This is a genomic window from Pseudomonas sp. SWRI51, assembly GCF_014268825.1.
GTDB classification, from domain to species: Bacteria; Pseudomonadota; Gammaproteobacteria; order Pseudomonadales; family Pseudomonadaceae; genus Aquipseudomonas; species Aquipseudomonas farsensis.
The window spans coordinates 93,427-105,538 of record NZ_JABWRG010000001.1 but is presented as its reverse complement, the minus strand read 5'-3'; the positions used below and the strand labels follow the sequence as shown (position 1 = coordinate 105,538).

Annotated in this window: 8 protein-coding genes; 3 read left to right on the top strand and 5 right to left on the bottom strand. The window is 61.7% G+C overall.

The genetic code is table 11. The features are described 5' to 3' along the window. Positions 1-51: 51 nt before the first annotated feature. A complete protein-coding gene (locus HU720_RS00505) occupies positions 52-435 on the top strand; it encodes a low affinity iron permease family protein (RefSeq protein ID WP_186516325.1) in 384 nt (127 codons plus the stop codon). Between the two features lie 6 nt (positions 436-441). On the opposite strand, the gene HU720_RS00500 is transcribed toward HU720_RS00505, so the two are convergent. Then, complete coding sequence (locus tag HU720_RS00500) at positions 442-741, bottom strand: hypothetical protein (protein WP_186516324.1); 300 nt, start codon at positions 739-741, stop codon at positions 442-444. 208 nt (positions 742-949) lie between these two features. Here HU720_RS00500 and alkB point away from each other — a divergent pair, with 208 nt between their 5' ends. Then, the gene (gene alkB, locus HU720_RS00495; protein ID WP_186516323.1) at positions 950-1,594 is read left to right on the top strand and encodes a DNA oxidative demethylase AlkB; all 645 of its coding nucleotides are present in this window, start codon (positions 950-952) and stop codon (positions 1,592-1,594) included. Positions 1,595-1,725: 131 nt separating this feature from the next. Beyond that, positions 1,726-2,757, top strand: a complete 1,032-nt coding sequence (locus tag HU720_RS00490; protein ID WP_186516322.1) for an RHS repeat-associated core domain-containing protein — start codon at positions 1,726-1,728, stop codon at positions 2,755-2,757. Between the two features lie 245 nt (positions 2,758-3,002). Here the strand turns inward: HU720_RS00490 and HU720_RS00485 are convergent, their stop codons facing one another. Genes HU720_RS00485 through HU720_RS00470 form a run of 4 tightly spaced genes read right to left on the bottom strand, consistent with a single transcriptional unit; the run spans position 3,003 to position 11,969 of the window. Next, the gene (locus HU720_RS00485) at positions 3,003-4,496 is read right to left on the bottom strand and encodes an efflux transporter outer membrane subunit (RefSeq protein ID WP_186516321.1); all 1,494 of its coding nucleotides are present in this window, start codon (positions 4,494-4,496) and stop codon (positions 3,003-3,005) included. Continuing rightward, positions 4,493-7,603: an efflux RND transporter permease subunit gene (locus HU720_RS00480; RefSeq protein WP_186516319.1), complete on the bottom strand. Its 3,111-nt coding sequence runs from the start codon at positions 7,601-7,603 to the stop codon at positions 4,493-4,495. Before HU720_RS00480 ends, HU720_RS00485 begins: the two co-directional genes overlap by 4 nt. Next, complete coding sequence (locus tag HU720_RS00475; protein WP_186516317.1) at positions 7,600-10,698, bottom strand: MdtB/MuxB family multidrug efflux RND transporter permease subunit; 3,099 nt, start codon at positions 10,696-10,698, stop codon at positions 7,600-7,602. Before HU720_RS00475 ends, HU720_RS00480 begins: the two co-directional genes overlap by 4 nt. After that, positions 10,695-11,969 (bottom strand): MdtA/MuxA family multidrug efflux RND transporter periplasmic adaptor subunit, encoded by a 1,275-nt coding sequence (locus tag HU720_RS00470; RefSeq protein WP_186516314.1) that lies wholly within the window; start codon positions 11,967-11,969, stop codon positions 10,695-10,697. The genes HU720_RS00475 and HU720_RS00470 overlap by 4 nt, the downstream gene beginning before the upstream one ends. Between the last annotated feature and the right edge of the window lie 143 nt (positions 11,970-12,112).

Here is a 12,112-nt window from a genome sequence, read left to right as displayed (position 1 = left end):
TTCTGTGCCACGTCGTGGTCCGACTATTGAACGACCCCACGGAGGTAGCTCATGAAGTTCGCGCAATTCTGCCAATGGCTGTCCAACCAGGCCGGCCGCCCCAGTACATTCTTCATCGCAATTATGCTGATCATCATGTGGGCGGTATCGGGGTCATGGTTCCATTACAACGATACCTGGCAGTTGATCATCAACACCTCGACCACTATCGTCACCTTCCTCATGGTGTTTTTGATCCAGAACACCCAGAACCGCGACAACGACATCATTCATGTGAAACTCGACGAACTGATCCGCGCATCGAAATCGGCGCAGCGCTCGGTACTAGACCTCGAAGCTATGGACAGCAAGGCGCTGCGCGAACTGCGCAAGGAATATCGCGCTCTGGCGGGGGGTTGCCCTGACAAAGATGACTGCACGCCCCCGCAGGCTTGAGGCCGCTCAAATACCAATGCTTGCGACGCCCCTGATGACCGGGGCCGCAGTTGCCTTGCGCCGGGCGTAGCCCACTCCCCAGACCATTGCCCGGCTGACACTCTCACCGGGCCGCTGGGTGTATGCACGCTCGCACACCACAGCGCCATCGGCGCGATACACGCCAATGAACAATTGCGTTGCGCCTGTGCGTGACAAGCGACCCTGGACCTCTATGCAGGTGCCGTCATCCAGGGTTTCTTCGTGGATTTGGTGGTGCAGAATCACGTCGCACCACTGCCGATAGACCTCGCCTCGTCTTTTCATCGATCTACCCTCGTTGTCATTGTTCTAGGTAGAGCGTCAGGCACCTGTAAAGGGTCGAAATGAATCAGCGCCAGCAGACAGTCGGGCGCCCGACTACAGCAGCCTGGCCCTCACCCGCCAGAATGTTGGTCCGCCAGTCGGCCCTTGGGTGGCCGTAAGCCGTGGGGTAAACTGCCTTCGCAGTCTTATCGAGCAATTGGCCAGTGCCATGATTCAACCTGATCTCGACCTGTTTGGCCCTGCACCGCAGCAACTAGCCGCCCATACGGTGCTGCTGCCAGGGTTCGCCGTGGCGCAGACCGAACCGCTGCTTGACGCCCTGCGGCCAGTGCTCAGGGCCGCGCCTTGGCGCCATATGCTGACCCCCGGGGGGCGCAGCATGGCCGTGGCCCTTAGCAACTGCGGCGCGTTGGGCTGGGTGAGTGATGAGCGTGGCTACCGCTACAGCGCACTCGACCCACAAAGCGGCGCGCCCTGGCCTGCCCTGCCCCCGGTACTGCTGGCCTTGGCCAGCGCCGCTGCTACACAGGCCGGCTTTGAAGGCTTTGTGCCTGACGCCTGCCTGATCAACCACTACCTGCCCGGCACTGGCCTGAGCCTGCACCAGGACCGCGACGAACAAGACGTCAGCCAGCCTATCGTGTCGATTTCTCTGGGGCTGCCGGCAGTGTTTCTGTTCGGTGGCCTGCAACGCGGTGATCGGCCCCAACGTATCGCCCTCAATCATGGGGACATACTGGTGTGGGGCGGCGAAGACCGGCTGCGCTTTCATGGAGTGATGCCGGTCAAGCCTGGCGTGCATCCGCGCCTGGGCGAGCGACGGATCAACTTGACCTTGCGCAAGGCTGGGTGAATCGAGGTATTGATAGCTCGCCTGAAACGACTAACGCTTTTGTGCGGCGGTCGCCTGATAGATTTGCCAGTTTCGGTTGAGGCTAGAGTTGTTCAAACTGAAACGACACTTACCCGGGTGGGGGTGCCCCCATGGCTGACAGAGTTTCGGTGTTCTATTTAGGCGAACAACCCACAACATTGATTGACGAAAGGCAGAAGATCCAACTGTTCCGATCTGGGTCGATGCCCTTGGCGCAGGCCATACAGTATCAATCTTCGACGGTGTACGCATTACTCGGATGCGATGCCATGGAGTCTCCGATTTGTCCGTTGGCATTGGGTGCTCTGCCAGTTGCTTACACACCCTACGGCTACAGCAGGAACGATGACGCAACTATACAAGGCTTCACCGGGCAACTGCGCATTTTTTTCCCACATGCTTATCTTCTAGGAAATGGTGTACGTATTTTTAGTACTATATTGATGCGCTTCTACAGCCCAGATTTTTCATATAGCCCTTTCGGCGCAGGCGACATCAACAGCTATGGCTATTGTGGCGCAGACCCTGTCAATTACTCTGATCCATCAGGCTTTATGCTAAGACCCAGTCGTTCATCAGCATCGCTCATCACACCACCTAGAAGTAGATCGGTATCCCCGATTTCCAGCAACACACTCTCTCGCTCTAGGTCACCGTCGCCTCATATCAACGATATCTTTTCCACTCCCGATTATGTCCAAATGCCCCATCAATCAACCTCGCCCAATACTAGCCGCGCAGTGACTCCTAGACCAGTGAGTCCACCCCGCGCAGTGACTCCTAGACCTGTGAGTCCACCCCGCGCAGAGACTCCTAGACCAGTAGTTCAACCTAGTCACCCCGCTCCGCAACCGAACGCTGAACCTCAGGGCTACGCTAGGAGAAGCCGTGGGGATCGTAGTGTAGATCAGATATCGGCGGCCACTGCCAGCGCCATATTAGAAGTGATAGACAAAAACGATCAGCCATGGAAGCCGCTTACTTTAGAAAAAACCAACGAAATCAGAAGAGAAATCGTTACAGCGAGGCAGGCCGGACGATCTGCGTCTTCAATCTATGTCAAACACGAACTCAATCCACGCCAACGTGGATTAGCAAGTTCTTGGCTTAGCAGAATGGCTTCCATCAAGAGAAAAGAATAAAGATCACCCTCCACAGACTAGAATATAGATTTGAAACGAACACGCTCAAAAAGATAACCCGACTAAAAAACATCCCCGTCAGACTTAATTCAACGTAGCGCCAAGCTCTTTGCAGATCGAGCGATTGGAATACACTCATCGAGCAAAAAACAATCAAAGACCTTGCCTCTATCCCTTCAGCACAATTGCGGGCCAGAGGCATCCAAGGTACCGGCTCCTGACACGAACCGGCACCGATGGGGGGGTCAGTCTGCTTGTTCTGCGGCAAACGCCCGCTGCTCATCCCACCCCCCACCCAATGCCGCAATCAACTGCACGCTGGCAAGCAAACGCCCCTGCAGCAGCGTCAGCGCACTGCGCTCGTTGCTCAGGGCCGTGGTCTGCACGTTGACCACGTCCAGATAGCCGATAAGCCCGGCCTTGTACTGGTTCTCGGTCAACCGCAACGATTCGCGGGCAGCCTCCAGCGCCTCTTGGCGCACCACGGCTTCATCGGCGTACACCTTCAACTGCACCAGGTAGTTCTCGACCTCCTTGAACCCGTCCAGCACGGTCTGGCGGTACTGGGCGACGGTCTGGTCGTAGACGGCCACCGTGCGGTCCACCTCGGCGCTGCGTTTGCCGGCGTCGAACAGGGTCAGCGCCAACTGCGGGCCGACCGACCAGAAGCGGTTGGGCAGTTCGATCCAGTTGTTGAAACTGCTGCTGGAATAGCCGCCGCTCATGCTCAGCGACAGGTCCGGGAAGTACGCCGCGCGGGACACGCCGATATTGGCATTGGCGGCCATCACGCTGCGCTCGGCAGCGGCGATGTCGGGGCGCCTTTCCAGCAATTGCGACGGCAGCGCCACAGGGATCTGCGGCAGCGTCGGGATGCTCTGGGTGGCCGCCAGGGCGAAATTGGCCGGTGCCTTGCCCATCAGTACCGCGATGGCGTTTTCGTACTGTGCGCGCTGCCAGGCCAGGTCGATCAGGTCGGCCTGGGTACTTTTGAGCTGGGTACGCGCCTGCGCCACCGCATCCGGGCCGGCAACCCCTGCGCGGTACTGGTTCTGGTTCATTTTCAGCGACCGTTCGTAGGCGGCCACGGTGGCTTCGAGCAGGCGCTTCTGTTCGTCAATCACCCGCAGTTGCAGGTAGTTCTGCACCAACTCCGACTGCTGGCTCAGGCGGATAGCCGCCATGTCGGCAAGGCTTGCCTGGGCGCTGGCCTGGTTGGCATTGAGGGTTTCGCGCAGCTTGCCCCACAGGTCGACTTCCCAACTCACGCCTAACTGGGCGTTGTAGGTGTCGCGGATGCCGCTGCTGTTGTTCGACAGGCTCGAGCTGGAGCTGCCGGTGCCCTGCGCCGAGCGGGTCTTGCCGGCAGACAGCTCAAGGGACGGGAACAGCGAAGCGCGGCTGCTGCGCACCAGGGCCTGGGCCTGGCGGTACTGGGCTTCGGCCTGTGCGACGGTCTGGTTGCTGCGGTTTAGCTCCTCGACCAGCGCATTGAGCTGGGCATCGCCATACAGCTCCCACCAGGCCCCACGGGCAATGGCGTCGGACGGGTTGGCCTGGGTCCAGCCTTCGGCCTGTTTGAACTGCGCCGGGGTGGCGAGTTCAGGGCGCTGGTAGTCAGGGCTCAGGGTGCAGGCGCTGAGCATCACCAGGCATAGGCCGGCGCCTGCCAGGCGCGAACCGCGACCCGCAGTGAGCATTTGCAGGGCACGGTGCAGTGGAGAATGGGCAAAAGTCATAGCGGGGTATCCAGGGCAGCGTCGGTGCGCACGCCGCGCCAACGGTTGAAACGGTGGCGCAGGCGGTCGAGGTACAGGTAGACCACAGGCGTTGTATAGAGCGTCAGCACCTGGCTGAACACCAGCCCGCCAAGAATGGTCAGGCCCAGCGGCTGGCGCATTTCGGCGCCCTCGGCGCTGCTCAGCAGCAACGGCAGCGCGCCGAGCATTGCCGCCAGCGTGGTCATCAGGATTGGCCGCAGGCGCAGCAAACACGCGCGACGGATCGACTCTTCAGGCGAATAGCCCTCGTTGCGCTCAAGTTGCAGCGCCAGGTCGATCATCAGAATGGCGTTTTTCTTCACTACACCAATCAGCAGAAACAGCCCCAGCAGCGAAATCAGGCTGAACTGCCCGCCGGTGAGGTACAGCGCAAGCAACGCCCCGACCCCGGCCGAGGGCAAGGTGCTGAGGATGGTCAACGGGTGAATGTAGCTCTCGTAGAGAATGCCCAACACCAGATACACCAGCAACAAGGCACCCAGGATCATGAATGGCTGGCCTTCGGCGGTCTTGCTGAAGGCATCGGCGGTGCCGCCAAGCTTGGCGATGACCGACTCCGGCAAGCCAAGCTTGGCCACCGCACGCTCCAGCGCCGCCATGGCCTGGTCCGGGCTGTAGCCTTCAGCGACATCGAAAGCGATGTCCTCGGAAGCAAACTGGTCCTCGTGGCTGACGCGGTCGTTGGCCAGGGTGTTCTCATAGCGGGCAATGCTCGACAACGGCACCCGTGCCCCCTCGGCGGTGATCACCTGCACCTGCTCCAGCGTGCTTGGGTCCCAGGCATAGCGTGGGTTGATTTCAAGCACCACCTGGTACTGGTTGAGGCTGTCGTAGATGGTGGAGATCTGCCGCTGGCTATAGGCGTTGTTGAGCACCGTGGTGACCATGTCCATGTCGATGCCGAGGCGCTTGGCCTGGTCGCGGTCGACCACCAAGGTCACCTGTTGGGTGCCGGCACCGTCACGGGCGTCGATAGCGGTGAGTTCGGGCAATTTGCGCAGCTCGGCAACCACTTTCGGGAACCACTCGCGCAGCGCCGCAAGGTCGCCGCTCTGCAGGGTATAGAGGTACTGCGAGGTGCTTTGGTCACGGCCGCCACCGCCCAGTTGCAAGTCCTGGTCGGCCATCAGGTACAAACGCCCACCGGGCACCTTCGGCAGCTCCTTGCGCAGGCGCTCGATCACTTTCTGTGCATCTTCCTTGCGTTCGCCGATGGGTTTCAGGCGCACCAGCACGAAGGCATTGTTGGTACCGCTGTTGCCGCCGATGAACCCCGCCACGCTTTGCACCGCAGGGTCCTTGAGCAGCGCCCGGCGGTAGATTTCCATCTTCGGCTGCATAACGCTGAAAGACAGGCCGTCGTCGCCACGCACAAAGCCCTGCAACTGGCCGGTGTCCTGCTGCGGCATCAGGGTTTTGGGCACCACCACATACAGCACCACATTGAGCACGATGGTCGCCAACAGGCTCAACAGCGTCAGGCGGCGATGGCGCAGCGCCCAGCCCAGGCTCTTGTCATAGCCGTCAACCATGCGCTGGTGAATGCGGTCGCTGAAGCGTTGCAGGCGCGTCTGTTGCTGCGGCCCATGCACCTTCAGCCAGCGTGAACAGAGCATCGGCGTAAGGGTCAGCGACACCACCAGAGAAACGATGATCGCCGCTGCCAAGGTGATGGAAAACTCCTTGAACAGCCCGCGCACGATGCCGCCCATGAACAGGATCGAGACGAACACTGCCACCAGCGACACGTTCATCGACAGCAGGGTAAAACCAACCTCTTTGGCGCCCTTGTAGGCGGCGCTCATGGGGTTTTCGCCGTTTTCGATGTGCCGCGAGATGTTCTCCAGTACCACGATGGCATCGTCCACCACCAGGCCCGTAGCCAGGATCAGCGCCATCAACGACAGGTTGTTCAGTGAAAACCCGCACAGGTACATCACCGCAAAGGTGCCGACCAGCGACACCGGTACCGCAAGGCTTGGGATCAGCGAGGCGCGGAAGTTGCCGAGGAACAGGTAGACCACCAAGATGACCAGCACCACGGCGATCAACAAGGTGTGTTCGGCCTCTTTCAAGGTGGCCTTGATCACCGGCGAGCGGTCCATGGCGATATCGAGCTTGACGCTTGCCGGCAGCAGCGACTGCAAGGCCGGGATCTGCGCCTTGATCTGCTCGACGGTCTGGATGATGTTGGCGCCGGATTGGCGGTTGACCACCAGCAGCACCGCGGCCTGGTCGTTGAAGAAGCCGCTGTTATAGCGGTTTTCGACGCCATCGCTGACCTTGGCTACATCGGACAGGCGCAGAATGGCGCCGTCTTGCTGGCGAATGACGATGGGCTTGTAGTCTTCAGCCTTTTCCAATTGGTCATTGGCACGCACCTGCCAGTTGCGCTCCTGGTCTTCGACAAAGCCCATCGGCCGGCGCTGGTTGGAATTGGCAACCGCTGTGCGCACATCGTCCAGGGCCAGCCCGTACTGGTTGAGCAATTGCGGCTCCAGTTCGATACGCACGGCAGGCAAGGAGCTGCCGCCGATCTGCACTTCCCCTACCCCGCTGACCTGAGCCAGGCTCTGCGACAGAATGGTGTCGGCCAAATCGTACAACTGCCCCTTGGCCAGCACCGCTGAGGTGAGCGAGAGCACCATGATCGGCGCCTGCGAAGGGTTGATCTTCTTGTAGGTGGGCATGCTGCGCATGCCGCTGGGCAACAGGTTGCGCGAGGCGTTGATGGCCGCCTGCACCTCACGGGCCGCACCGTCGATGTCGCGGCCCAGCTCGAAGCCGATGATCACCCGAGTCGAGCCCTGGTTGGAGCTGCTGGTCAGCGTGGTAACGCCGGCGATGCTGCCCAGCTTGCGCTCAAGCGGCGTGGCCACGGTGGAAGCCATCACTTCAGGGCTGGCGCCAGACAGGTTGGCGCTGACCACGATGACCGGGAAGTCCATCTGCGGCAACGGCGACACCGGCAGCAGGTTGAAGCTCACCGCCCCCAGCAGCATGATCGCCAGGCTCAGCAGCATCGTTGCTACCGGGCGGCGGATGAATGGGCCGGACAGGTTCATGCGTCAGCCTTCTGCATGTCCGCTGCCGGGCGCCAACGGCGTGCCAGGCGGTCGAAGTACAGGTAGATGACCGGCGTGGTGAACAGCGTCAGCACCTGGCTGACCAACAGCCCGCCGACCATCACCAGGCCCAGCGGCTGACGCAGCTCGGCGCCGGAGCCGGTGGCAAGCATCAGCGGCACCGCCCCAAACAAGGCCGCCAGCGTGGTCATGAGGATTGGCCGGAAGCGCAGCAACGCCGCCTGGTAGATCGCATCCTGGGGGCTCATGCCTTGGTTGCGCTCGGCCTCAAGCGCAAAGTCGATCATCATGATCGCGTTCTTCTTGACGATACCAATCAACAGGATGATGCCGATGATGGCAATCATGCCCAGGTCATTGCCGCTAAGTAGCAACGCCAGCAACGCCCCCACCGCCGCCGAGGGCAGCGTGGACAGGATGGTCACCGGGTGCACGTAGCTTTCGTACAGCACCCCCAGCACGATATACATGGTGACCACGGCCGCCAGAACCAGCAGCAAGGTGCTCGACAGCGAGGCCTGGAACGCTTCGGCGGCGCCCTGGAAGCGCGTCTGCACGCCCAGCGGCATGCCGATGTCCTTCTGCACCTGCTCGATCACCTGCACCGCCTCGCCCAGCGACGAGCCGTGGGCCAGGTTGAACGACATCATCACCGCCGGGAACTGGCCGATATGCGAGATGGCCAGTTGCGCCTGGCGCTGTTCGATACGCGCCAGCGCCGACAGGCGCACCTGGCCGCCATCTGCGGCTTTCACATGGACCGATTCCAGGGCCTTGGGGCCAAGGCTGGCGGCGGTCTGCGACTGCAACACCACGCGGTACTGGCTGGCCTGGGTATAGATGGTGGAAATCTGCCGTTGGCCGAACGCATCGTACAGCGCGTTGGTAATCTGCGACACGCTGATGCCCAGGCGGCTGGCCATGTCCCGGTCGATCACCAGGTACACTTGCAGGCCCTTGTCCTGCAGGTCGCTGGCCACATCCTGCAACTCGCTGCGCTGCTGCAGCGCCTGCACCAGTTTGCCCGACCATTCGGCCAGCATCTCGGCGTCTGGGGAGCTGAGGCTGAACTGGTACTGGGTGCGGCTGACCCGGTCCTCGATGCTCAGGTCCTGCACCGGCTGCATGAACAGGCGGATACCCACCAGCCGGTCGAGCTGCGGCTGCAGCCGGGTGATCACTTCGGCGGCGCTGACATCGCGCTCGCCATGGGGCTTGAGGTTGATCAGCAGGCGACCGCTGTTGAGCGTGGCGTTGTCGCCATCGACGCCGATATACGACGACAGGCTCTGCACCGCCGGGTCCTTGAGGATGACATCAGCCAAGGACTGCTGGCGCTGGCTCATGGCGGCGAACGAGGTGGCCTGGGGCGCTTCGGAGATGCCCTGGATGACACCGGTGTCCTGCACCGGGAAGAACCCCTTGGGCACTATCAGGTACAGCACCACGGTCAGCGCCAGGGTTGCCACCGCCACCAGCAAGGTCAGCGGCTGGCGCTTGAGCACCCAGGTCAGGCCGGTGGCATAGTGCTTGATCAGCCAATCGATCCAGGCGCCGCTGGCGCGGTAGAAGCGGCTTTGCTCCTCTTCCTTGGGTTCACGCTTGAGCAGCCGCGCGCACATCATCGGCGTCAGGGTCAGGGACACTACCAGCGAAATCAGAATGGCCACTGCCAGGGTGATGGCGAACTCACGGAACAGGCGCCCGACCACATCGGCCATGAACAGCAGCGGAATCAGCACCGCGATCAGCGAGAACGTCAGCGAGATCAAGGTGAAGCCGATCTGCCGGGCGCCCTTGAGCGCCGCCTGCATCGGCGTCTGCCCTTCTTCGATGTGGCGCGAAATGTTCTCCAGCATGACGATGGCATCATCGACCACAAAGCCGGTGGCGATGGTCAGCGCCATCAGGGTCAGGTTGTTGACCGAGAAGCCCGCCAGGTACATCACCCCGAAGGTGCCGATCAGCGACAGCGGCACTGCAATCGAGGGAATGATGGTGGCACTGACCCGGCGCAGGAACAGGAACGTCACCATGACCACCAGGGCAATGGCGAACAGCAGTTCATGCTGCACGTCGCGCACGGCTGCGCGGATGGTCTGGGTACGGTCGGTCAGCACGCTGACATCCAGGCCCGCGGGCAGGTTGTCGGTGATCGACGGCAGCATCTGCTTGATGCGGTCGACCACATCGATGACGTTGGCACCCGGCTGACGCTGGACATTCAGCAGCACCGCTTCGTTCTTGTTGGCCCAGGCGGCCAGGCGCTCGTTCTCGGCACCGTCGACGATTTCGGCGACGTCCCTCAGGCGCAACGGCGCGTCGTTGCTGTATTTGAGGATGAGGTTGGCGTACTCCTCGGGCGAACGTAGCTGGTCGTTGGCATCGAGCATCGACACCCGCGTCGGGCCATCGAAGTTACCCTTGGGCTGGTTGACGTTGGAAGCGCCGATCAAGGTGCGCACGTCATCCAGGTTCAGGCCATTGGCGGCCAGGGCATCGACGTTGACCTTGATGCGTACCGCCTGGCGCTGACCGCCGGCGATACTGACCATGCCGACGCCGCTGATCTGCGCGATTTTCTGCGCAACACGGGTATCGACCAGGTCGTTGAGCTTGGGCAACGGCATGGTTTTCGACGAAATGGCCAGGGTCAGCACCGGGGTGTCGGCCGGGTTGACCTTGTTGTACACCGGCGGCGCCGGCAGGTCGCTGGGCAGCAGGTTGCTGGCCGCGTTGATGGCCGCCTGCACCTGCTGCTCGGCGACATCCATGTTCATGTCGAGGCTGAAACGCAGGGTCAGCACCGAGGCGCCGCCGGAGCTGGTCGAGGCCATCTGTTCCAGGCCCGGCATTTGCCCGAACTGGCGTTCGAGCGGCGCGGTGACAGCACTGGTCATCACCTGCGGGCTGGCGCCGGGGTACAGGGTCATGACGCGGATGGTCGGGTAATCGACCTGGGGCAAGGCTGCCACCGGCAGCATCTTGTAGGCAATCAGGCCAGCCAGAACGATGGCCAGCATGCTCAGCGTGGTTGCGACCGGGCGCAGGATGAACAGGCGAGAGAGGTTCATGCGCCAGCCTTGCTGCCCGATTCAGCGCTGTCTGCCGAGCCTTTGGCGTCCTGGCCCTGCAAGTGCTGGCCAGGGGTGGTCGGCACTTGCGCGCTGTCTTCGACCACCTCGACCTTGGTGCCCTCACGCAGGCGGTCGGTGCCTTCGAGCACCAACCGGTCGCCTGCGGCCAGGCCTTCGAGGATCACACTGTTCTGACCATCGCTCGGCCCCACCTTGAGTTTGCGGATGTTCACCGTGTTCTCCTGGTTGACCACATAGGCGAAGGTGCCGTCGTTGCCAAACTGGATAGCCGCTGCCGGGGCCAGTACCACCTGTTTGAGGGTGTCGGCCAGCAGGCGCACGTTGACGAACTGGTTGGGGAACAGCGCATGGTCCTTGTTCTGGAACGTGCCTTTGAATTTCAAAGTGCCAGTGGTGGTGTCGATCTGGTTATCGAGGCTGCCCAGCACACCGCTGGCCTGCAGCTTGCGGTCGCCACGGTCCCAGGCCTCGACCGCCAGGCTTGCGCCGCTGCGGTAGCGTTCGAGCACGGTATCGAGCTCGGTTTCAGGCAGGGTGAAAGCGACGTTGATCGGCTCGGTCTGGGTGATCACCACCAGCGCGGTGGTGTCGTTGGCCGCAACCAGGTTGCCCAGGTCGAGCTGACGCAGGCCCAGACGGCCGCTCAAAGGTGCACGAATCTGGGTGAAGTCGAGGTTCAGGCGGGCATCGTTGACTGCCGCCTGGTTGGTCTTGACCAGCCCCTGGAACTGCGCAACCTGCGCCTGAGCGGTGTCGAGGGTCTGTTTGGCGATGCTGTCTTCGGCGTACAGGCCTTTATAGCGGGCCAGGTCCACCTGGGCGTTTTGCAACTGTGCCTGGTTTTGCGCCAGGGTACCTTCGGCCTGTTGCAAGGCGATGCGGTACGGGCGTGGGTCGATTTCGGCGAGCAGGTCGCCGGCCTTGACCTGCTGGCCTTCCTTGAAGTGGATCTTCACCAGTTCCCCTGCCACCCGGCTGCGCACATTGACCGTGTTGGTGGCGGTAACGGTGCCCAGCGCCTTGTAGTACAGCGGGAAATCGCCGACTTTCACAGGTTCGACGCGTACCGGCACCGGGTCTGCCGAAGCGCCGAACCCTGGCCGCCCGCCCTTGCCCGCCCGGCCACCAGGGGCATGCTGGTCAGCAGTCGTTGCGGGCCACAGCCACCAGGCCAGCAGGGCCACCAGCAGCAGGATCAGCAGGCCGAACAGCCAGCGACGAGAGGTACGGGAATTGGACACTTGCATGGGTCGAACGAACCTTGTTCAGAAAAGGACGGGCGTGGCGAGGGTGAACGATAAGCACTGGCATTGGATAAGCAAAGGAGCTTTACCAGTGATTTACCTTCGGCTGACGATGCCAAGGGTGTGAACTTTAAACGAAAACGGCC